Source organism: Capnocytophaga sp. FDAARGOS_737 (assembly GCF_009730375.1).
Taxonomy (GTDB): Bacteria; Bacteroidota; Bacteroidia; order Flavobacteriales; family Flavobacteriaceae; genus Capnocytophaga; species Capnocytophaga leadbetteri.
In genome coordinates, this window is the sequence record NZ_CP046316.1 from 1,181,738 (window position 1) to 1,204,165 (window position 22,428).

The following is a 22,428-nucleotide window of genomic DNA, read 5'->3' on the forward strand; positions in this document are numbered from 1 at the left end:
CATAAAGAATTATTTTTCAGATAATTATAACTTTAATACGAAAGAAGAATAATTAAAAAAGGAAAATAATGATGCTTATTCAAAAAAATATTCGTAACTTTGTAGCCTAATATCAAACTTGATAAATTTTAAAAAAAATGAGTAAATACGACATTATTGTATTAGGAAGTGGTCCTGGTGGGTATGTTACTGCTATTCGCGCTTCTCAATTAGGTTTCAAAACCGCTATTGTTGAAAAAGAAAACCTTGGTGGTATCTGTCTTAACTGGGGTTGTATCCCTACTAAAGCCTTGCTAAAATCAGCACAAGTGTTTGAATATCTTAAGCACGCTGAAAGCTATGGTATCAAAGTAAAAGAAGGTTCTTTCGACAAGGATTTCCCAGCAGTTATTAAGCGTAGCCGCGATGTGGCTGCTACTATGAGCAAAGGGGTTCAGTTCTTGATGAAAAAGAACAAAATTGATGTGATAATGGGTTATGGAACTATCAAACCAGGCAAAAAGGTTGATGTAAAAGACAAAGATGGCAAAGTAACCGAATACAGCGCCGACCATATCATCATCGCTACAGGGGCTCGCTCACGCGAATTGCCAGCGCTTCCTCAAGACGGTAAGAAAATCATCGGCTATCGTCAAGCGCTTACTTTACCTGAGCAACCTAAGAAAATGATTGTAGTAGGTAGTGGTGCTATAGGTATTGAGTTCGCTCACTTCTACAATACTATGGGTACTGAGGTTACTATCGTAGAGTTTATGCCTAATATCGTACCTGTAGAAGATGAAGACATCTCTAAACAATTAGAAAAGAGCCTTAAGAAATCAGGTATCAACATTATGACTTCAGCTGAGGTTACTAAAGTAGATACTTCAGGCAAAGGTGTAAAAGCATTTGTAAAAACTGCTAAAGGCGAAGAAGTACTTGAGGCTGATATTCTTCTTTCAGCGGTAGGTATCAAAACAAATATCGAAAACATAGGCTTAGAAGCAGTAGGTATCAAAACCGACCGCGATAAAATCCAAGTAAATGAGTACTACCAAACTAATGTACCTGGTTATTACGCTATTGGTGATGTAGTACCTGGTCAAGCATTGGCACACGTAGCGTCTGCTGAAGGTATCCTTTGCGTTGAAAAAATAAAAGGATTGCACGTAGAGCCTATTAACTACGGCAATATTCCAGGTTGTACATATTGCACTCCAGAAATCGCTTCAGTAGGTCTTACCGAAAAACAAGCTAAAGAAAAAGGTTATGAGATAAAAGTTGGTAAATTCCCATTCACAGCATCTGGTAAAGCAAACGCAGCAGGTACTACTGAAGGATTTATCAAAGTTATCTTCGATGCTAAATATGGCGAATGGTTAGGCTGCCATATGATTGGAGCTGGTGTAACCGATATGATTGCTGAAGCAGTAGTAGCTCGCAAGCTCGAAACTACAGGTCACGAAATTATCAAAGCGGTACACCCTCACCCAACAATGAGCGAAGGTGTTAAAGAAGCGGTAGCAGCTGCTTATGGCGAAGCTATTGATATTTAATTTATTGTTATCATAAAAAAACTCCAAGTAAAGAACATTCTCTACTTGGAGTTTTTTTATTTTATATCCTATAAAGCTGTTATTGATTAGAAAACAGTTGTATAGCTTCTTCCAATACTTCATATACTCTATCTAACTGCTCATCAGTGATAATATAAGGAGGTAATATATAAATAATATTACCAACAGGACGCAAAATAACCCCCTTAGAAATAAAGAAATTGTAAAGCCTGTCGCGGAAAGAACCGTAATAATCAGTATTTTGGGTAGTTTTAAGGTCGAATGCTAAGATAACTCCTAAAGTACGCGCATTTTCTACAGAGGCATACTGGCTAATACGTGCTACAAATGACTGATGACGTTTAGCGATGCGCTTTAGGTTTTGCTGCATCTCATCGCTTTCTAAAATGCGAATGGCTTCTAAGGCAATAGCGCAACCAGTAGGGTTAGCCGTAAAGGTATGCCCGTGGAAAAGAGCTTTATTTACATCATTGCTGTAAAAACCGTCAAATATACGTTGGGTTGAAGTCGTTACCGCTAAAGGGATAGTACCACCTGTTAAGGCTTTTGAAAGGCACATAATGTCGGGCTTGTGATTAAGGTAGTCACAAGCAAAAGTGCGTCCTGTGCGTCCGAATCCTGTCATCACCTCATCAGCTATAGTAATTACCCCATTGGCTTGTGCTATGCTTAGTAGTTCATCTAAATCTTCAGGCGAATAGATTTGCATACCCGAAGCTCCTTGCACTAAGGCTTCAAATATAAAAGCAGCTGGCTGATGTTCAGCAATAGCTTTTCTAAGGCCTTCAGCAGAGGCCTTGCTACCTTTTTGTGGTAGGGGTATACGCACTACTTTCAGTAGATGCTCTTGAAAAGCTTCGGTAAAGAAAGAAATACCTGAAGCTGCCATTGCGCCAAAAGTATCACCGTGAAAAGCTCCTTCAAAAGCAATAACTGTAAAGCGTTTTTCACCTTTGTTGAAGAAGTATTGCAATGCCATTTTGATAGCAATTTCTACAGCAGTAGATCCATTATCAGAAAAGAAGACTTTTTGCTGGTTCTTAGGCAGTATACTAATCAGTTTTTCAGCCAATTCTACGGCAGGTTTATGAGTAAAACCCCCAAAGAGTACGTGCTCTAACTGGGTAAGCTGTTTATAGGCAGCCTGAGCTAAACGTTCGTTGCTATGACCGTAAGGGTTTACCCACCAACTGGCTATGGCATCGATGTATTCTTTGCCATCTTCGCCCCATAGTAGGGCATCTTTACCTTTTACAATTCCGAGTGGCTTGGCAGCTGTTTGGTGCTGAGTGTAAGGGTGCCACAAGTGTAGTTCGTCACGTTGTTGTAAATTCATTTTTTTGATTGTATAATTGTTTTGGTTATTATATCCTTCTCCATATCCCACCCACGTGCCGGACTGTATTCGCGTCCGTATAAGATGATTTGTATGTGTAGCTTGTTCCATTTTTCCTTAGGGAAGAGGCGTTTAGCGTCCTTTTCAGTTTGCACTACCGAACTTCCGTCTGATAATCCCCAACGGTGCATTAGTCGGTGTATGTGCGTATCAACAGGAAAGGTGGGAATGCCAAAAGCCTGAGAGAGCACCACGCTGGCAGTCTTATGACCTACTGAGGGGAGTGCTTCTAAGGCTTCGAAAGTCTGTGGTACTTCGCCATTATATTTGTCGATGAGTATTTGCGAAAGTCCGTGTATCCCTTTAGATTTCATAGGTGCGAGTCCCAAAGGTTTGATAATTTCTCTGATTTCATCTACCGAAAGCAGCACCATATCGTATGGGTTGTCAGCCTTTGCAAAAAGTATTGGGGTGATTTGGTTTACCCGTGCATCAGTAGTCTGAGCCGAAAGCAATACCGCAATGAGAAGTGTGTAAGGGTCTTTGTGCTGTAGCGGTATAGTAATTTCTGGATAAAGATTTTCGAGTGTATCAATGATAAAGTTTACCTTTTCTTTCTTTTTCACTTTATTAATGTATTTGGGTGATGAAAAACTAGTTTAGCAAGAACCATAATCCTATGCCAATTACTAATAATACAATGAGGAGACTCCCTATTGAGAATTTCATTTTGAATTTCAGTTCATATTCAGTGCTGAAAAAATCTTTAATTTTCTCTATCATAATTTTGTCTATTTTTGTTAATTATGCCACAAAGGTACAGTCTTTTTTTATTTTAGCAAAGTATTAACGTAAAAAAGACGGTTCAGTAGCTGTTGAACCGTCTTTTTTACAGTGTGTTTTTTGTGTTGAAATTATTCTACTATTTTTACGGGTGTACCATTGTCAATGTTTATCTGTCCGCTAATTATTACTTTTTCGCCTGCAGTTAATCCACTGATAATCTCTACTTTATCACCAAAATTTCTACCGCTCTTCACGGTTATTTCTTGTGCTTGTAGTATATCCTCACCTTGGGCATTTTTGCCGTTGATAATCTTGAATATTTTATTTTGGCTCACACTACCTACGAAAGCTGAATGGGGTACTACCAAGGCAGTAGAAGATTGAGCGTCAGACCCTAATTGAGCTGTAGCATACATACCTGCTTTTAGTTTTCTATCTTTGTTGGCTACTAATATTTCCACAGGGAATTTCATAGCACTGTCAGCTTTTGGCGCTATAAAAATGATTTTGCCTTCTATCTCATTAGTCATAGCACTAGGTTTGATTTTGATAGTCTGTCCTAATGTTAGCTTGCTCACTTGATTTTCATCAACAGTGATTTTCAACTTTAGATTGTCAATATTCACAACGTTAAATAGGGGAGTACCCGCTCCTACCATAGCTCCTTCTTCTACTTTTTTGCTGCTTACTATACCGCTTATCTTGCTACGTACAGAGGTGTCGCCCGATACGATAGCAGCTGAATTGTAGTTAGCTTCTGCATTTTTAACTTGCAAACGCACTTGTTCTAACTGTTGAGCGGTCACACCACCAGTTTTAAAAGCACTTTCAAAGCGTTTTAAGTCACTTTTAGCAGTTTCAAGAGCTGCTTTAGCATTTTCTAATTGTACATTGGTTCTGTCTGCTTTAGTTTGAGCTAAAACCTGTCCAGCGTTTACAAAATCACCTTCTTTTACAAAGATTTTGATAATTTGTCCGCCTACTTCAGACGATACATCAAGGTCTTGTTCAGCTACAAAAGTACCATTAGCAGAAAATAAATCTGATACATTCTCTTCAGCTACTTGTGCAGCACGTACAGCTACTTGTGCTTCTTTTTGGGCAACAATAGCTACTTCTTCAGCATTTTTCTGTTTGTTAGAATACAGTTTGAATGCCATAAAGCCTATTAAGGCAAGAATAATAATTGTGGTAATTACTTTTTTCATTTGTCAGTAAAACTTAATTTGTACTATAAAATCGGGTGCAAAGGTAATATAAAAAACTTAATAAACAAAAAAAGTTTCCTAAACTTCACAAGAAATGTACAGATACCCTATCATAATAGTCCATTCCGAAGAGAGAAGAAGCTCCTCCTACAGAGCGTCTGTCGCTTTTGTAGATACTGAATTGCAGGTAGTTGAGGTCATTAAAAAGTAGCATCCCTTCGCCATCAGGAGTAGCTCGCGATTCTGGAGGACAGTTGAAATTGATGATATCACTATATTGATTGTAAATTTTGCGGAAAGAGAACATCTTAAAAATCACTTCAAACTTGCGATTTTGTTGTATGCGTTCAAAGAGCGAACGCGATATATTGCTTACAGCATTACCATAATGGTCTATATAAATAATTACCCCATAGATAAAAGCCCCATCAGAACTAACTTCTGGATTAAAATGAGTAGCTCTTAGGTATTTATCCGTAGGAACACCTATTTGCTCAGGAGAAAGACCTTTGTAGACTTTTTCAACTACTGATGGGAATACATTTAGGGTAGGGAAGAGGGTAATAGGTATATCAGTAGCCACTTCAAATAGCTGTATAGGTTCATTTTCTTCAGCTAACAGGTTAAAAATACCATTGTCAGCCCCAATGAAATAATGACCGTTTAGCAGCATTAGTAAGTGTCTTTTTTCAGGATTGCGCTCGGCATCAACTCCTATAATGTGTATGCTACCCTTAGGGAAGTGTTTATAAGCATTTTTGAGGATATAAGCAGTCTGAAAAATATCAAACGGAGAAACTAAGTGTGAAATATCTACAATACGAGCATCGGGGCATTTGGTGTAAATAGCCCCTTTTACTGCCCCTACTGAATAGTCACGCAGCCCGAAATCGGTAGTGAGAGTGATGATTTTCATACTTATTCGAATAACAATGCAAAAGTATAATTAAAAGTTGAATCTTACAACTTAAAAGAGAGGTTTTTAGCAGATTGTTAAAAACTTTGTTGATAACTTATGTTTTGTTTATGTTTTGTAATTCGGATTTAAAGCTGTTACTTTGCACCCCGAAAAAGGAAAATTATGAACGAACAAAAAGATATATGGTGGCTCAATGAAGAGTCAGAACAAATACTCAACAGAGGCTATTTGTTAAAAGGAGAAAGCGTAGAGGGGGCGATAGATCGTATTACTCACGCTGCGGCTCGCCGTTTGTACAAGCCTGAGCTACAGCCTGCTTTCAAAGAAATGATTACCAAAGGGTGGATTAGCTTCTCGTCACCTATTTGGGCTAATATGGGTACTGAGCGTGGTTTACCTATTTCTTGTTTCAATGTACACGTACCTGATAGTATAGAAGGAATTACGCATAAATTGGGCGAGGTGATTATGCAAACCAAAATAGGTGGGGGTACTTCTGGCTATTTTGGTGAGTTGCGTAGTAGAGGTTCAGCAGTAACCGATAACGGCAAGTCGAGTGGTGCAGTAAGCTTTATGAAGCTCTTCGACTCTGCTATGGATGTAGTGTCACAAGGTGGCGTAAGACGAGGTGCTTTTGCAGCTTACTTAGACATTGATCACCCTGATGCAGAAGAGTTTCTACAGATAAAAGATGTAGAATTTCCTATCCAAAATCTCTTTTTTGGTATTTGTGTACCAGATTATTGGATGCAAGAGATGATAGATGGCGATATGGAGAAACGTCGCCTTTGGGCACGTGTGCTTGAGTCACGTCAACAAAAAGGTTTGCCTTATATTATGTTTACCGATAATGCAAACCGCAATCGCCCACAAGTATATAAAGACAAAGATATGCTCATTCGCTCAAGCAACTTGTGCAGTGAGATTATGTTACCTTCTAGCGAAGAAGAATCGTTTATCTGCTGTTTGTCGTCTATGAACTTAGAACTTTTTGATGAGTGGAAAGATACCAAGGCGGTTAAATTAGCAGTCTTCTTTTTAGATGCTGTGTTATCAGAGTTTATTGAGAAGACTAAAGGCAATTATTATCTACAAGCAGCCCGCAAGTTCGCGATGCGCCATAGAGCATTGGGCTTAGGAGTATTAGGCTATCATTCGTACTTACAACGTAATATGATACCTTTTGAAAGCTTTGAAGCTACTCAGTTTAATGCACGCACTTTTAGGCATATTCGTGAAGAAGCTGATAAAGCTACTAAAGAATTAGCTCATATTTACGGAGAGCCTGAGTTGTTAAAAGGCTATGGAAGAAGAAATACTACTACTATGGCAATAGCTCCTACTACCTCAAGCTCGGCTATATTAGGACAAGTATCACCAGGTATAGAGCCTTATTCAAGCAATTATTATAAGGTAGGCTTATCAAAAGGAAACTTTATGCGTAAAAACAAATATCTAACACAATTGTTAGAAGAAAAAGGTCTTAATAATGAAGATGTATGGCGCTCTATACGCTTAAATAATGGTTCTGTACAGCATTTGCAAGAGCTTACTCAGCTAGAAAAGAACGTATTTAAGACTTTTAAAGAGATTTCTCCTATGGAGATAGTCTCACAAGCAGCACAGCGCCAAGCCTACATAGATCAAGGTCAGAGCTTAAACCTCAATATTCCTTCTGTAATGCCTATTAAAGATGTAAATAAAGTAATGATTGAAGCATGGAAATTAGGAGTTAAGTCACTTTACTACCAACGTAGCCAGTCTGTAGCAAAAGAAATGATAATGAATTTTGTAAACTGTAGTAGTTGCGAGGCCTAACTAAAAGAAAATAAAATAGGCTGCCTGAAAAATTCTTCAGGCAGCCTATTTTTTTGGTTATAAATTATATTACTGAATCTGATAGCTTTCTCCTTTTAAGGTATCAAAGCTAACTACTTTAGCTTTTTTAGAGGCTTTTATGAGCATTGTATTATGGTGGTAAATACTTTTACCTGCAGGTAATAATAAGTAGCATTTTCCGCCTACTAATGATGTGATAGTAGCTTTTTGCAGCTGGTGTTGTTGCCAAGAGAAAGATACTTCAAAATTATTGCGAGCTTTCATTCCTTTCATAACGCCATTTTCCCAATCGGGGTGGGAAGGGAGTGCTGGTAGAAAACGAATCACATTTTGCTTCCCGTGACTTTGTAAGAGCATTTCGGCTATACCTGCCGCACCTCCAAAGTTACCGTCTATTTGAAAAGGAGGGTGTGCACAGAATAGGTTAGCATAAGAGCCACCTACTTGTCCGGTAGTTATTTCTGAACTTACGGGTCGGAGTAGTTGACGCAATAAAACTAAGGCGTGATTTCCATCCTGTAGTCGTGCCCAAAAGTTTATCTTCCAAGCTCTTGACCATCCAGTACCACCATCTCCACGCATTTGTAGTGTTTTCTCAGCAGCTTTTGCTAATTTAGGAGTATCCCAAGGGGTTATTTCATCATAAGGATATAGCCCATATAGATGCGATACATGTCGGTGATGAGGGTCAGCATCTTCCCAATCGTCTAACCATTCATTTAGGTCTCCTTTTTTTCCAATACGATTAGGAGCTGTATGTTTGATAATATCTGTCCATTGGCTGAATTTATCACTATCTACCCCCAAAATAGTAGCGGCTTGCATAGTATTACTAAAAAGCTCTCGTACTATCTGCATATCCATAGTTGGTGCTATACAAGTATTTCCAACTTGTTTTTTATTGTCTTTTGAAGGTAGTAAATAAGCATTTTCGGGTGAGTTAGAAGGAGCTGTAATCCAATACCCCTTTTTAGGCTCTTTGATAAGTAAACTTTTAAAAAAGTCAGTAGCTTGTTTTAGTACAGGGTAATACTCTTTGAGAAAGTCTATATCGTGTGTAAATAGGTAGTGTTGCCAAATATGTTCGCATAGCCAAGCGCCTCCTGTAAGAGTAGAGCCCCATACTGCTGATTCACCAGGTGAAGTATAAAACCAAGGGTTGCTAATCACGTGGGCTACCCACCCGTCAGCATTGTAATATGCTTTAGCTGTTTTATATCCGTTGGGAACTAAGTTTTTCGTAAAACGATTTAGAGGTTCTGTTAGTTCTGATAGGTTAGTAGCTTCTGCTAACCAATAATTCATCTGAATATTAATATTCAAGTGATAATCTCCATTCCAAGGAGTTTGATATTCTTCAGCCCATAAACCTTGTAAGTTAGCAGGCAAAAGACCTTCACGCGATGAAGAGATAAGCAAATATCTACCAAAATTGTAGTATAATATAGGTAATAAAGCATCTTTGTCACCTTTGTAGAAACCCTCTAAACGCTCGTAAGTACTTAGGTGTGAGGTATTACTATTTGCGTTGCCATACCAGCGATTTTTATTGAATAAACCTTGGTAAATAGTTTTGCTTTCAGCAAGAGCAGCTTCAAAAGAAGAGGTACAACGCTGTAGATAGCTCTCAGCCTTTTCTTTAACAGATACATTACTAAGCCCTCCATTTTTATATTGGTAGTTTGTAGCCATACTTATCTTGAGTATAAGCTCTTTAGCAGCTTGTATCTCTATAGCTTTTTCTTTGTTTTCAGCTTTGCCATCAGTTTGTACATCTATAGCAGAGGCAAAGTGCATGCCTTCCTTTTTGTCATCAGGTAGTACCCCTGTAAGAGTAATATGGTTATTTTGATAGCTTATAGTAGCATTTTCTTTTCTGAAGAGCGAAATATTCAAATCAAAGGGTTTAGTTCCTGTAATTTTTATCCATAAAAGATCATTCTTAAAGTCAGCGAAGGCTACTTGCTCAATAGAGTTCTCATCTCGTGTATAAGTAGTAATAGCTGTAGCTTCATCAAGGCGAAGTACTCGCTTATAATCTTTCACAGGCGTTTGATTTTTCCAATCTAAGAGCAAATCAGCAAATACCTGATAGCATCCATAACTACAGTTAGCACCTTGACCGTGACACGAACCCTTACCTCGCGCAATAAAATGTTTCTGCAGTAAGGCTTGTGCTTCTAAGTTTTTACCTTCTAAAAGTAACTGTTGAATTTCTTTCAGATAAGTATGTGCTTCAGGGTCATCAGCCTCCTGATATCCACCAGACCATAACGAAATCTCATTTAGTACAATGCGGTCGGTATCTGTTTTCCCGAAGAGAATAGCTCCTAATCTACCATTACCGATTGGTAAACTCTCTGTAAAATGCTTAGCAGGTTGTTTAAACACTACTGAAACATCCTGTGGTTGTGCCCAAAGAAAAACTCCCCAGCACAATAGTACTGTTAATAATTTGGTTTTCATAAATATTGGTAATATATTATTTTGTTATTTTAGCACTAAATCAGTACTGCCTACTTCATTTAATTTGTCGTCGTATACAGTTATTTTATAAGTACCTTTTTCAAATTCTTTTGAAGTTTTGGCTATAAAATCACATACATCTACACTCTTACTGTCGTAGATAAAATGGGTAGAAGTACTGTAGTTCACTGTGTTATCACCTTCTGAAGCACTGTCGTTAGCACCTAAAGTGATACCTGAGGGAGAACTTACTTTTATATAGAAGTTTTTACCTCCTGTTTTAGCTATTTTGTTAGCCCCTACAGTAAAACATATTCTTATTTTTTCAGCTGCACGCCCTCTGTCTGTTATTTTGTTTTTACTACCTTTTACCGCTTCGGCTGTCAGTTTTCCTATCTGTAGCGCAGCCCCTACTTCTACTACTTTTTTTAGCTTATTAGCTTGTTGCGAGAGCGAGTCTACTTTAGCTGAAGTGCTGGTCAATTTTACAGAAACACTGTCTAAATCTTTTCTGATAGCTTTGTTGATACGAGTCAGCGAGTCATTTTTTCTAAGCAGATAATCTCGTTCTTTAGCGAGGGCAAAGGCTTGGTTTTTAAAGCGAGCTAAAGCCGAAATATTAACCTTCATATTTTGCAGCGAGTCGATGTATTTGGTTATTTTTTCACGTGCTTTTAGTAGGTCTTCACTTATGTTTTTATTAGTAGCAACAGCCTTGTCATAGCTTTTTTTCAGCATATCAAGGTCGCTCATTACCTGCTTTTTCTGTATATTCAATTCGTTTTCAGTAGCCTGTCTATCTTTGTTTAGCAGGTAAGTGTAATACCCTAAGCCTCCAGTGGCCAAAGCCAATATAGCTATGATAATTTTAGATAAGATACCTCCTCCTTTAGGGGGTTCTTCATTGTCGTAACTATTATAATTAGGCAGTGATTGTGCGTTTTTTTCTAAATCATTTATAGGTTCTGAAAAGATAGATTTATTATATTCGTTACTCATAGTTTCTACTCTATTTAACCTCGCAAAAGTACAAAAAAAATATATTAAATACAAATTTTTCACCGTTTTTTTATATTCTTTGAAAAAGATGTAGTAATTTTGCCTCGTTTTTTATATCAATAAAGTTTATGTTAATACGTTATTTTGCAATTATTTTTGGCTGTTTGGGCTTGGGCGAGCTTATAGTAGCTCTTACTCACATCCCTTTCCCTTCCAGTATAATAGGGATGCTTTTTCTCACACTTTTTTTGCATTTAGGGTGGATTAAACTTCAATCTATTAAAGCCCTTTCCGATTTGCTTATTTCCAATTTAGGACTGTTTTTTGTGCCGCCCAGCATCGGTATTATGGCTTATTTTAAGCAGATAGGCGAAAACTTCTTAGCCATCTTTATATCTATTATTATCAGTACTATAGTAGTGATTATAGTTACAGGTCACGTTTATCAATTCCTACGTAAAAAATTAAAATAATGAAGTCTTTAGCAGAAAATCAAGTATTACTTTTATCCATAACTTTTATTCTTTATTATGGAGTATTGCTCTTACAGAAAAAATACAATTCTGTATTCCTAAATCCTGTGCTTATCACAGTTTTAGTGCTTATTTCTTACCTTATTATTTTTGATATTTCACCTGAAAAATACGAAGAGGCCGGTCAGTATATCGATTTTTGGTTGAAGCCATCTATAGTAGCTTTAGGTGTTCCGTTGTATTTGCAAATCTCAAAGATAAAGAAACAACTTATTCCACTGGTAGTTTCTCAGTTTGCAGGTAGTTTGGTAGGGGTAATCACGGTATGTTTAGTAGCTAAGTGGTTAGGTCTTTCTAATGATATCGCTATTTCATTAGCTCCTAAGTCAGTTACCACCCCTATTGCCTTAGAGGTAACGCGTATGCTGGGAGGTATTTCGCCTATTACTGTAATGGCAGTAATGACCACCGGCTTTCTTGGCAATATTTTCGGTATTACTTTCCTCAATTGGTTTCGCATCAAAAGCCCTATGGCTAAGGGTATTTCTTTAGGAACAGCTTCTCACGCCTTAGGTATTATGGCGGCTTTTAATCTTAGCGAAAAATATGCAGTATACGCAAGCCTCGGAATGATTTTCAATGGTATTTTCACTGCTATATTAGCCCCTACTGCTGTACACTTACTTTTTTCATAAAATGTATTTAAATGTAAAAAAGGCTGCCAAACTAATATTTTGGCAGCCTTTTTTATAATTAAAAATTCTAAATTACTTTGGAGGATATTGTTCTAATATTTTATTGACAAAGTTGCTAATAGCCTCCTCTTTTTGTTCTGATTTGTATGGTATCGGTCCAGAGCCCTTGCCTTGCCATACCAAGTCGTGTTTGCGGGCGTCTATAATTTCTATGTATAGAGTGCCTTCTGTATTTCTGCTAACGTTGTAGGTTGCTCCTCCCCAGAAAGGCCCCCAGCCCCAACCCCAGCCCCAATAATACGGACTGTTGTCGTAAATATCTACATTCTCGCGCTCACGAGTAAAGATATTCACTAAAAAGTCAGGGTTATCTGATACTACCATTCCTTTGCTGGTCAGATTTTTTTCTATAGCACGCAAAATACGCTTTTTGTCTAAGTCTGAAATAGGTGCTTTATCTACTCCTTCTTTAAAAAAAGCAAACGATTTATAGGCTGAAAAATCAGCTTGGCGGTCGTAATCAGTTGCTACATACACACTTGCACAAGAGCTTAGCACCAAGGCAACTCCCAGCATTATAAGATAAGTTATTCTTTTCATTTTTTTATATGATTTAGTGTTCTCTTATCTTACAGCAAAATTCATACCGAAAAACGCTAATGCCTATGGTAATCTTTCATACAAACAGCAGTGGTGTAGCTTATTGTACACTTCATCGTCAGCGCGTTCTTTGCCAGCATCGTGTCCTACTTTGGCTATGGCTTTTTGTACATCTTCTTCTGAACATTTGCGCTCGTCAAAGATAAGTGTCATATTTCCGCTTTTGATGTCCCAATTTGCACTTTTCACACCTTTTACTTTATAAGCGGCTTTTTCTATGCGGGCTTTACATTGTTCACAATTACCGCCTACAGCAAAGGTTACTTTTTTGCTCTTATTAGGAGCCTGTTGTGCATTAACAGTAGCGAGTCCTAAAAAACTCAAAACTACCCATAATAAAATACGTGTCTTCATTTTTTCTTTTTTATTTGTTGAATTAAATTATTGCTTATTTTAGTCGTTAGTGTTTAGTCGTTAGCAAGCGACAACATTCTAACGACTAGCGACTAATTACTAAAGTTTAAATCTCAGTCCTGCGTAGTACATTTGTCCAAAAGCAGGAGCGTACTGCATAGTACTATCAAAATATGCGCCAAAAGGAGCATCAGCAGCTAATATGCCGTTAGCTTGTTTGTAGTTAGTGATGTTCTCGCCACCTACATACACCTCAAATGTTTTAGAAAATACTCTGGTAATCTGTGCGTTAAGTGTAGCGAATGACGGTGCGTAATCACTCAATCGGTAGGGTAGAGGGTTGGTAGCCGTAGAGGGCAATCGTTGTTCACCTAGCCAGTTGAAGGTTACGTCAAACTTCCATTGCGAATGCTTGTTATCGTGGGTATCAGCAGTTTCATAGGCTACGTTAGCAAACCAGCGATGCTTAGGAGTTAGCGTTTTTTCTAACTGTCCTTTAGTGAATTGGGTTTGTACATCGTAGTACTTATAGGCAGCTTTAAAGTCTAAACCTTTCGCAGGTGTGATGCTAACTTCAGCTTGCAATGAGTTAGCAAAACTCTTGCCATCAAGATTGTAAAACAAGGCTTGCTGAGGCGAATGGTCTAAATCTACCACTACCTGATTGTCAAAATGGGTGCGGTAGAAATCTACTGATAGTTCAGCATTTTTACCCCATATTTTAAAGGCTTGCAAAAAGCTCGCTCCGTAGTTCCACGCTATCTCAGGGTTTAAACCGTAGAGCTTGCCGCCATCACCTCCTATAATATGTAGCTGTCGCGAAGAAGCTAATAACTGCTGATTTTCAGCTATCACATTAGCAGCGCGTTTGCCGCGTCCTGCTGAAAGTCTAAAGGTAGCTTCTTTCCAAGGATTGTAGCGCAAGTGGAAACGTGGAGTGATAAAGTTACCTAAGTTGTTATGGCTATCAGCACGTATACCTGCTACAAAGCTGAAGTTGCTCGAATTATCGTAAGTGTACTCAAAGAAAGCACCTACTGAGCGGTCTATTCGCGAGAAATCGCCTGCCAGAGCAGAAGTGGTTAGCAGTTCGTTATAATCGTCATAAGTACCGCTAAGCCCTGTAGCAAATTTGTGTTGAGTATTGCCGATGATAGAGTTGTATATCAGATTGCCATACCAGCTTTTTTGGTGTATATCATAGCTATTCAACCCAAAATAAGAATCTTGCCTATGCGATTGAAATGAGTTCTGTAGCCCTATACTTTTATAAGGAGTGTCCGGAAATACGTATCCTGTTTTGTTAGAAAGGGTAAAACGCTCAGAGTTCACTTCACTACCCCACGCATTAGTGGTTCCTTTGTCTGTTAGCGGATTGTAGTCTATTTGCCCTGCTTGGCGTTCGTCTTTCATATAGTTTAGGTTCAAAAAGCTCACCCACCCCTTTTCAGCATTGCTATATTGCCAACGGTTTAGTAGGTTTATTTGGTTGCCTATAGGGTTGTCTATAAATCCATCGTGGTTGTGGTCGCTTTTGCGCTGACGTACATTGCCGTGTGCTAAAAGACTGGTAGCCCATTTGTCCGATAGTTTTACTTTGGTATGAGCATTTAGCTCGTATCGGCTATCTTCTGAAGTGTATAGGTTTAAGAAAAACGGACGCGCATTAATAGGCTTTTCTATTTCGTAGTTTATTTGCCCCGAAATGCTCTCATAACCATTGATAACACTTCCTGCACCTTTGGTTATCTGTATGCTCTCAATCCACGTACCTGGCACAAATGATAGTCCATAGGCTTGCGAAGCTCCTCGCATAGCAGGGATATTCTCTTCTGCCATAAGTATATACGGACTGGTAAGTCCTAACATTTTTATCTGTTTGTTACCGGTTACTGCATCAGAGAAATTCACGTCTATCGACGGATTGGTCGAAAAACTTTCTGAAAGGTTGCAGCACGCAGCTTTTAGTAGTTCACCGCTACTCATAGTGTGTAGGTTGGCTACCTGCCACTGCGATTTCATAGTATTAGCCCTTTTTTGGGTTACAACTACTTCTTCCAAAGCCGATTGCGGCTCTAATTGTATGTGTAGAACTTCCGAGTTAGTTACTTTTACGGTTTTTGTCTTATAACCTATATAACTAATAACTAAAGTATTACTATTTTCAGTGCGTTTTAGGGTGAAGGTACCATTATCATCAGTCGAAACGCCTATTTGGGTACCGTTCCAATACACTTCCGCCCCCATAAGAGGCAAATTAGCTTCATCTACTACAGTTCCTTTGCTAAATTGTTGAGCAAAAGCAGTCAGGGGGAGTAGTAATCCCCATAATAAAATATATCTTAACATTGATTTTTTTCTTTATGCGTTAATAATCTATCAAAATCGATTGCAAGGGAGAATTACTATTCACCCTTAAAATGAAAAATTATTAGGCATAAAACACGCGCTGGCAGTAAAGCGCATACAGTGGGGGCGCGTTCAAACGAACCGCTGAAGTAGGACTACTTTTCGTAGCAGTAGTCAAAATTATCACTTCTTCTACAGATGAAGGAATACAAGAGGTAGGAAGCACAAATGATTGTAGCTCCAATTCAAAGGCTTTTACTACCGAAGTACTATCAGAAGTCGAAGAGGCAACTGAAGTGTTATCACAACATTTTTTATTATCATCACTATTGTCATCTTCATCACCACCGTAGCAATCGTCCATTGTAGCACAAGCACAAGCATCATCATCTTCTACTATCAGTGCAGAAGCATAGTCTAATGAAACTGATGCTAATTGGTCTTGGCAGTAATGAAAAGTAACCGCCCATCCTGAATTGCTAAACAAGATGAGGATTGATAATAATATGTTGATAACTATTCTTTTCATTGCGAGGGCAAAGGTACAACTTTTTTGACTATCTCACCAAAAAATTAACAATAATTTAACACTCTCATAGCTAATGGCAAACTGCTAAATAAAAAAATCCTAAGTAATAAAACTTAGGATTTTCTCAACGCACAACACTACTAAGATTATAGGTCTATCGCAATCGGTCTGCTGATTTTACGAGCTTCTCGTCCCGCCTAATAGCCTTATTGGCTAAAAACAAAAAAACGATAGAAAGCACGGGTACGAAAACCCCAACACCTTTCTCAGAAATAATACCTTCTCCAGATGAGTTTAGCATTCGATATACAAATATTCCTAGTAAAGTAAAATTTATAACGATATTCAGCCAATTAAGCAATTGCTGAAGGTTCCTTTTTTTGTATTTGAATATAGTGTAAAGAGCCACTACTGCCGAGATAGCAAATAGCAATGTGCGCAGCCAGTCTAAACCAAATAATATAGTCATTGCAGCTACTACGCCTGCTATAAGCATATACACAGTTTGTATTCTCTGTATCATAACTTTCTTTTTTTAAGTGCGCAAATATACTACTTTTTTATAAACCTCAAAAAAATATTTTATTTCAGTTTATCAAAACCATTGCCATATACCCCCATTACGTTAGTTTTGGTCACAAAGGCAGAGGGGTCTATAGTGCGTACCAAACGGAAAATAGAGTTTGCCTCAGTACGGCGAGCTATTACTATCACTATTTTTTGCGATGATTTAGAGTACCAGCCTATACCGTCAATAATAGTGCAACCGCGTTTTAGCTCACTGTTGATGTGGGTAGCTATCTCATCGTAATGTTTAGAGAAGATAAACAGCTGTACCGATTGGCGTGCACCGTTTATTACTATCTCTACCATTTGCCACATCATCGGTAGCAACACAAGTCCATAGATGGTTTTTTCAAGCGAATTGTCTTTGTGCTCTAAGATGAAGTAAGATGATAACACTATACACACGTCTACCACTAATAAGATACGCGCAATGCTGATACTGTAGTATTTAGTGATAACAAAGCCTATAATATCAGTACCACCGGTACTACCATTAGCCGAATATACCAGCCCCAGACCAGTACCACATAGCAGTCCACCCATTATTACGTTCAAAAAATCGTCTCTTAAAGGGGGGTGCTCTATAAAGTAAGGCATAAGGTACTCTTTTCCGGCCCATATCAGGGTTGATAAGATAGAAATAGAGATGAGGGTACGGTAAGTGAATTGCCTACTCATCGCCTTAAAACCTATTACCAACAAACAGAAGTTGATAATCCAATAAGTGATAGCCAAGTCAGCCCCTAATTTGTAGTTCAAAATAAGGCAGATACCTGCCAAACCTCCGGTTACTATCTCGCTAGGCATTATAAATCCGGTAATACCTACCGCATAAGAGATAAGCCCCAACACTATGATGAGGTAATCTTTTATGTAAAAAGATTTTAAGTATTTAATAGTTTTGCTCTCTGTTATTGCCATAACATTTGTCTTTGTTGATGAAAATTCCTTGTTTTAGCGGCGCAAAGGTACTACTTTTAATTGAATGTGCAAACAAAATATAATTTACTTTCTTACGCCAAACTTTCTTTGATGCGCCTAATCGCTTCACGTAGTTCTTTTTCTGAGGCAGCGTATGAAATGCGTATGCAGTTAGCATCGCCAAAAGCCTCACCCGTTACGGTGGCTACCATAGCTTCTTCTAACAGATATAAAGAAAAATCGCTTGCATTGCGAATAGTGCGCCCTCTTAAGGTTTTGCCAAAGAAAGACGATACATCAGGGAAAACATAAAAAGCTCCTTCAGGTACATTCACTTTAAGACCTTCTACCTCGCTCAAAAGTGCTAATACCAAATCCCTGCGCTTTTTAAATTCGTCTATCATATATTGTATTTCACTTTTAGGAGCTTTCAGGGCTGCGATAGCGGCACGTTGCGCTATAGCATTAGTGCCACTAGTTATCTGTCCTTGCACCTTATTGCAGGCTTTAGCTATCCATTCGGGGGCAGCTAAGTAACCTATACGCCAGCCAGTCATAGCAAAGGCTTTAGAGAGTCCGTTAATGGTGATAGTCCGCTCATACATACCCTCTATAGCCGCAAAACTGGTATGGGGAATAGAGGTAAAGTTGATGTACTCGTATATTTCGTCTGAGAGAATAAAAATGTTAGGGTGTTGGCGCAATACTTTTGCGAGAGCTTCTAATTCTTGCTGGTTGTACACCGAACCGGTGGGATTGCAAGGGGAGTTAAACCACACCATTTTGGTCTTTTCGGTGATAGCTGCTTCTAATTGGGCGGGGGTTATTTTGAAGTCGTTTTCTATAGTAGCCAATATCTCTACAGGGGTAGCGCCTGCCAGTTTTGCTATCTCTTTGTAGCTCACCCAATACGGAGCGGGGAAAATCACCTCGTCACCAGGGTTGAGCATCGCTAAGGCAGCGTTTGCCAAGCATTGTTTAGCACCTGTAGAAACTACTATTTGGTTCGGGCGATAACTAAGTCCGTTGTCGCGTAGTAGTTTGGCAGCAATTGCCTCTCTAAGCTCTAAATACCCATCTACAGGGGTATATTTGCTGTAGTTTTGGTCAATAGCCTCTTTCGCTGCTTCTTTGATAAAGTCCGGAATGTTAAAGTCTGGCTCTCCTAAGCTAAGCCCAATAATATCTTTGCCTTCGGCTTTTAGTTCTCTCGTTTTGGCAGCCATCGCAAGGGTAGCAGAGGCTTCCATAGCATTGATGCGGTCTGATAAAAACTGTTTCATATTAGTTTATTGTTAGTTTATCGTTTGTCATTAAAATGGGGTATTTTACATCTTTCCCTAAAACACTGTCAAAAAAGTTCCAGTTAAAGAAAGAATCAACCTCTGTAGGAGTTAATACCTCTATCAAATATCGTTTAGCTAATTGCGCTGTAGGTACGATATAATCACCTTTATAAACGCGTACCGAATCTTTGTGTATGCTCGCTTGTGTGTCGTAATGCAGGTAATGCCCTTCAAACGGAGTTGTTACGGTTTTAAAATCGTCTATTTGATAGTAATCTACCTTCATTAGCGTATCTTTAGCCACCTCTTTCATTTGTACGTTGTGCACTTTCAGTCGGTCTATCACCTTTTGCCACGCTTTAGGTACTATGTAATACTCAGGAGCTACTAAGGCAGCGTTTTCTTGGGCTTGTTTTATTTTCAGTTGTTTGATATACGCATTATCAGCATCAGCTATTTCTACTATCGTTTTCATCGTTTCGTAGTTAGCCACTACACGCTTATTATAGCTTTTAAATATATGGGTATTAAGCTGAATACCAATACAATTCCATAGCGAAGCATAGCCTACTGCGTGTCTTGCCTTGCTGAGTTCAGGGTCGGGTAGCAATCGTCTGAAAGGTTGTTGTACACTGTCTTTGGTTAGCGAAACATAATTCATCTGAGTTAAAGAATCTGATAGACGGGGTACTAACACATCATCAATGTATCCTCCTAAGAAAGTGCCTACTTTTTCCTTTTCAGCAGGCGAGTAGCTCACAGTATAGCGGTATTCTTCTTTCCTACTCACCTGATTGTCAATCAATATATCAGGTTGAATTTCTTGCAGAACTTTCGATAGCGAGAGCGTATTTTCTACATCAGCTTTTATAAAATCGTTGTCTAAATCATAGTAGGTAGCACTTTCTTTTTTGTCTTCTTGCATTCCTCCTATATTATACACCGGTATAGTAACGACTATTACATTGCCCGAAAGTTTTATTTCGTTTTGGGCTAAGTTTCTAAATAACAGGGTAGTAGCATTTACCCCATCTGTTTCATTGCCGTGTATAGCATTGTTGATGAATATAATAGTGCGTTCCTCGCGGTATTTATTGAGGTTGAATTCGCCATCGGCACTATATATCACCAAATGCAGTGGCATACCATTGTCTGTTTGCCCAATAGTTTTGAAGGAAATAGAGGTGAATTCTTTAGAAAGTTCTTTGTAATAATCTATTATTTCCTCATAAGTAGAGTTTTTTAGTCCGTCCTTCTGTTCAAAAGGTGTTTCGAACTTTTTAGGAGACGAAAAGAATGGCGTTTCGCACCCCACTAACACACAGCCTAATAATAAGTATATAATGTGCTTTATCATAATTAGTAATATCCTAATTTTCCTATTTGCTAATTTTCTAATTATTAATGTATTTTACACAGTTTTCTAATATTTTTACTTCATACCCTAATGCCTTAGCATCGTTAGCGCTATACGCTACGCAGAAATCACCTGCCAAACCACAAAATACGAGTTCTTTAATGCCTTTATCTTGCAGATAGCCGTGCAATCCCGTGTTGTTTAGCTTATTATTGTCAAAAAAAGCACTATAACTATCAATTTCTGGGTTCATTCCTTTGCGAAATATAGCCGATATGCGCCTTGTATCAAGGTCTTTGTGCAATTCAGCCCCGAAAGTGCCTTGCACACAGTGGTCAGGCCATAGAATTTGGTATATACCATTCAGTTGTACTGTATCAAAAGGCTTTTTACCCACGTGCTGACTTGCAAAACTCTTATGGTTGGCGGGGTGCCAATCTTGGGTAGCTACTATTACGCTATAGTCTTTTTGCATCTCGGCATTGATGTGCGAAATAATTTGGTCGCCCTGTGGTACAGGTAATGCGCCTGTAGGCATAAAGTCGTTTTGTAGGTCAACAATAATAAGTGCTTTCATAAAGAATCTTTTTTTTAATTAATTACATTTTTACAAGCGAACCTTCAGCGAAGGATGAGCGAAGGATAAGCGAACGATAACCCTTAAAATTCGCTCCAAAGGTACAGTTTTTTTCAATATTATCTCTATCTTTGCCAAAAAATATTTTACTGATGCATTTTTTATCTGAAGAATTAGAAAATTACGCCGCTCAACATACTGAAGATGAGCCACTTTTGCTGCAAGAACTCAATAAGCGTACGCACCTTAATGTACTGCAACCACGAATGATTAGCGGACATTTTCAGGGGCGTTTTCTCAGTTTGTTGTCTAAGATGGTGCAACCTCGCACTATTTTAGAAATTGGCACTTATACGGGCTATGCTACCCTTTGTTTGGCTGAGGGGTTACATCCTGAGGGGGTACTCCACACCATCGACATCAAAGAAGAGTTGACAGACCTACAGCGCGAGTTCTTCGACCGCAGTGGTTATGGCAACCAGATAGTGCAGCATCTGGGCAAAGCTGCTGATATTATCCCCTCACTCGATACTACTTTCGACCTTGTTTTTATTGATGCCGATAAGCAGAATTACGCCCACTATTTTGATTTAGTAATTGAAAAAATGAACCGTGGTGGTATTATCCTTTCCGATAATGTGCTGTGGAGTGGCAAGGTAGTAGAAGAGGTAAAACACAACGACAAACACACCCAAGCGCTAATGGCATACAACCAAAAAATAAAAGACGACCCCCGTGTAGAGACCGTCTTATTACCCATCCGCGATGGTATCACCCTTTCAAGAGTCAAATAAAAAGCTTTTACTCTTTACATAGGTTGTCCAAATTGATGTTTTTCAAGAGCCCTTTATCATAAGAGAGCTCTTTAGGAGTTTCTATATCTAATGTGATATCATACAATCTTTGAGTTGAAGTATTAAAAAGTAACCAAGCGATAGCCCTTTCTACTACCTCTGGCTGTTGTACATTGTCAGAAATATCATTTTCTACATAGATTTCTATGTAAATATTTTCATTATCCTTTCTGTCAATTCTTAAGAAACACTTTTCTTTATCAGCTTTGTATAAAGGATTGTCTAAATTAGAGCTTTTAACTATTTTTACCAATAGATTGGTACAATACATTTCTTCTTCAGATGAATATTTTTCCTCTTTTAAAGAAGAAAGAGGTACTATTTCCCCCGAAGAAGCTTCTAATATGCGAATATCTTCAATATTAGTTCTATTCACATACAAAATATAACGATTTTCAAATCTAATTGCTGAATTATACCCTACATAAAGCTCAAAGAAAGGAGTGTTTTCAATAGTAACTTCATTTGTTATGAAAGAAATACCTTTTTTCCCATTAGATATTTTCTCAATTTCATCACCTAACTTTTTTATTAAAAGTAGGTCAATTACTTTTTGTTCTGCTTCTTCTATACTAACTGATGGTTTAGGAGCTTCTTGTGCTAAACTTTCTTCCTTTTCTTTATTAGTAGCAGCTTGATTTTTAGGTAGTTCACAAGCCCAAATAACAAAGGCTAAAAATAAAACAATAAATCTCAT

22 protein-coding genes are annotated in these 22,428 nt (G+C 38.2%); 5 read left to right on the plus strand and 17 right to left on the minus strand.

What is annotated here, in order from left to right; all coding sequences use genetic code 11:
* Positions 1-137: 137 nt before the first annotated feature.
* Positions 138-1,535, plus strand: coding sequence for a dihydrolipoyl dehydrogenase (gene lpdA, locus FOC45_RS05195; protein ID WP_009392936.1), 1,398 nt, complete (start codon positions 138-140; stop codon positions 1,533-1,535).
* 79 nt (positions 1,536-1,614) lie between these two features.
* On the opposite strand, the gene bioA is transcribed toward lpdA, so the two are convergent.
* The 5 genes from bioA to FOC45_RS05215 all read right to left on the minus strand — a co-directional run bounded on the left by bioA (position 1,615) and on the right by FOC45_RS05215 (position 5,802).
* A complete protein-coding gene (gene bioA, locus FOC45_RS05200) occupies positions 1,615-2,892 on the minus strand; it encodes an adenosylmethionine--8-amino-7-oxononanoate transaminase (protein WP_009392935.1) in 1,278 nt (425 codons plus the stop codon).
* Positions 2,889-3,518 carry an endonuclease III gene (nth, locus tag FOC45_RS05205; RefSeq protein WP_009392934.1) on the minus strand — a complete coding sequence of 210 codons (630 nt, stop codon included), beginning with the start codon at positions 3,516-3,518 and terminating at the stop codon, positions 2,889-2,891. Before nth ends, bioA begins: the two co-directional genes overlap by 4 nt.
* A 28-nt stretch (positions 3,519-3,546) precedes the next feature.
* Positions 3,547-3,675, minus strand: coding sequence for a hypothetical protein (locus FOC45_RS12170; protein WP_009392933.1), 129 nt, complete (start codon positions 3,673-3,675; stop codon positions 3,547-3,549).
* 131 nt (positions 3,676-3,806) lie between these two features.
* Positions 3,807-4,886: an efflux RND transporter periplasmic adaptor subunit gene (locus FOC45_RS05210; protein ID WP_009392932.1), complete on the minus strand. Its 1,080-nt coding sequence runs from the start codon at positions 4,884-4,886 to the stop codon at positions 3,807-3,809.
* An 85-nt stretch (positions 4,887-4,971) separates the two neighbouring features.
* Entirely contained in the window at positions 4,972-5,802 is an 831-nt protein-coding gene (locus FOC45_RS05215; protein WP_009392931.1) for an S-adenosyl-l-methionine hydroxide adenosyltransferase family protein, read from the minus strand.
* Positions 5,803-5,964: 162 nt separating this feature from the next.
* Here FOC45_RS05215 and FOC45_RS05220 point away from each other — a divergent pair, with 162 nt between their 5' ends.
* A complete protein-coding gene (locus tag FOC45_RS05220) occupies positions 5,965-7,623 on the plus strand; it encodes a ribonucleoside-diphosphate reductase subunit alpha (RefSeq protein ID WP_255359602.1) in 1,659 nt (552 codons plus the stop codon).
* A 69-nt stretch (positions 7,624-7,692) separates the two neighbouring features.
* Here FOC45_RS05220 and FOC45_RS05225 read toward each other — a convergent pair whose 3' ends face one another.
* Both FOC45_RS05225 and FOC45_RS05230 read right to left on the minus strand, forming a co-directional pair.
* A complete protein-coding gene (locus FOC45_RS05225) occupies positions 7,693-10,110 on the minus strand; it encodes a glycoside hydrolase N-terminal domain-containing protein (protein WP_009392928.1) in 2,418 nt (805 codons plus the stop codon).
* A gap of 24 nt (positions 10,111-10,134) precedes the next feature.
* Positions 10,135-11,109 carry a hypothetical protein gene (locus FOC45_RS05230; protein ID WP_009392927.1) on the minus strand — a complete coding sequence of 325 codons (975 nt, stop codon included), beginning with the start codon at positions 11,107-11,109 and terminating at the stop codon, positions 10,135-10,137.
* Between the two features lie 128 nt (positions 11,110-11,237).
* Here FOC45_RS05230 and FOC45_RS05235 point away from each other — a divergent pair, with 128 nt between their 5' ends.
* Together FOC45_RS05235 and FOC45_RS05240 are read left to right on the plus strand one after the other, a co-directional pair.
* Positions 11,238-11,582 (plus strand): CidA/LrgA family protein, encoded by a 345-nt coding sequence (locus FOC45_RS05235; protein WP_009392926.1) that lies wholly within the window; start codon positions 11,238-11,240, stop codon positions 11,580-11,582.
* Positions 11,582-12,277, plus strand: coding sequence for an LrgB family protein (locus tag FOC45_RS05240; RefSeq protein WP_009392925.1), 696 nt, complete (start codon positions 11,582-11,584; stop codon positions 12,275-12,277). Before FOC45_RS05235 ends, FOC45_RS05240 begins: the two co-directional genes overlap by 1 nt.
* Before the next feature lie 72 nt (positions 12,278-12,349).
* On the opposite strand, the gene FOC45_RS05245 is transcribed toward FOC45_RS05240, so the two are convergent.
* The 9 genes from FOC45_RS05245 to pncA form a co-directional block, all read right to left on the minus strand.
* Positions 12,350-12,877 carry a DUF4136 domain-containing protein gene (locus tag FOC45_RS05245; RefSeq protein ID WP_009392924.1) on the minus strand — a complete coding sequence of 176 codons (528 nt, stop codon included), beginning with the start codon at positions 12,875-12,877 and terminating at the stop codon, positions 12,350-12,352.
* Positions 12,878-12,940: 63 nt separating this feature from the next.
* Positions 12,941-13,291, minus strand: coding sequence for a heavy-metal-associated domain-containing protein (locus FOC45_RS05250; protein ID WP_009392923.1), 351 nt, complete (start codon positions 13,289-13,291; stop codon positions 12,941-12,943).
* Positions 13,292-13,390: 99 nt separating this feature from the next.
* Entirely contained in the window at positions 13,391-15,640 is a 2,250-nt protein-coding gene (locus FOC45_RS05255; protein WP_009392921.1) for a TonB-dependent receptor domain-containing protein, read from the minus strand.
* Positions 15,641-15,722: 82 nt separating this feature from the next.
* Complete coding sequence (locus FOC45_RS05260; RefSeq protein WP_009392920.1) at positions 15,723-16,169, minus strand: hypothetical protein; 447 nt, start codon at positions 16,167-16,169, stop codon at positions 15,723-15,725.
* 154 nt (positions 16,170-16,323) lie between these two features.
* On the minus strand, positions 16,324-16,692 hold the full coding sequence (locus FOC45_RS05265) for a DUF4293 domain-containing protein (protein WP_009392919.1): 369 nt from the start codon (positions 16,690-16,692) through the stop codon (positions 16,324-16,326).
* Between the two features lie 59 nt (positions 16,693-16,751).
* Positions 16,752-17,657, minus strand: coding sequence for a YitT family protein (locus FOC45_RS05270; protein ID WP_009392918.1), 906 nt, complete (start codon positions 17,655-17,657; stop codon positions 16,752-16,754).
* Positions 17,658-17,749: 92 nt separating this feature from the next.
* Complete coding sequence (locus FOC45_RS05275; protein ID WP_009392912.1) at positions 17,750-18,940, minus strand: pyridoxal phosphate-dependent aminotransferase; 1,191 nt, start codon at positions 18,938-18,940, stop codon at positions 17,750-17,752.
* Between the two features lies 1 nt (position 18,941).
* Entirely contained in the window at positions 18,942-20,300 is a 1,359-nt protein-coding gene (locus tag FOC45_RS05280; RefSeq protein ID WP_009392911.1) for a M14 family zinc carboxypeptidase, read from the minus strand.
* A 37-nt stretch (positions 20,301-20,337) separates the two neighbouring features.
* Entirely contained in the window at positions 20,338-20,877 is a 540-nt protein-coding gene (gene pncA / locus FOC45_RS05285; protein ID WP_009392910.1) for a bifunctional nicotinamidase/pyrazinamidase, read from the minus strand.
* A 152-nt stretch (positions 20,878-21,029) separates the two neighbouring features.
* Here pncA and FOC45_RS05290 point away from each other — a divergent pair, with 152 nt between their 5' ends.
* A complete protein-coding gene (locus tag FOC45_RS05290) occupies positions 21,030-21,671 on the plus strand; it encodes an O-methyltransferase (RefSeq protein ID WP_009392909.1) in 642 nt (213 codons plus the stop codon).
* A gap of 7 nt (positions 21,672-21,678) precedes the next feature.
* Here the strand turns inward: FOC45_RS05290 and FOC45_RS05295 are convergent, their stop codons facing one another.
* Positions 21,679-22,428, minus strand: coding sequence for a hypothetical protein (locus FOC45_RS05295; protein ID WP_009392908.1), 750 nt, complete (start codon positions 22,426-22,428; stop codon positions 21,679-21,681).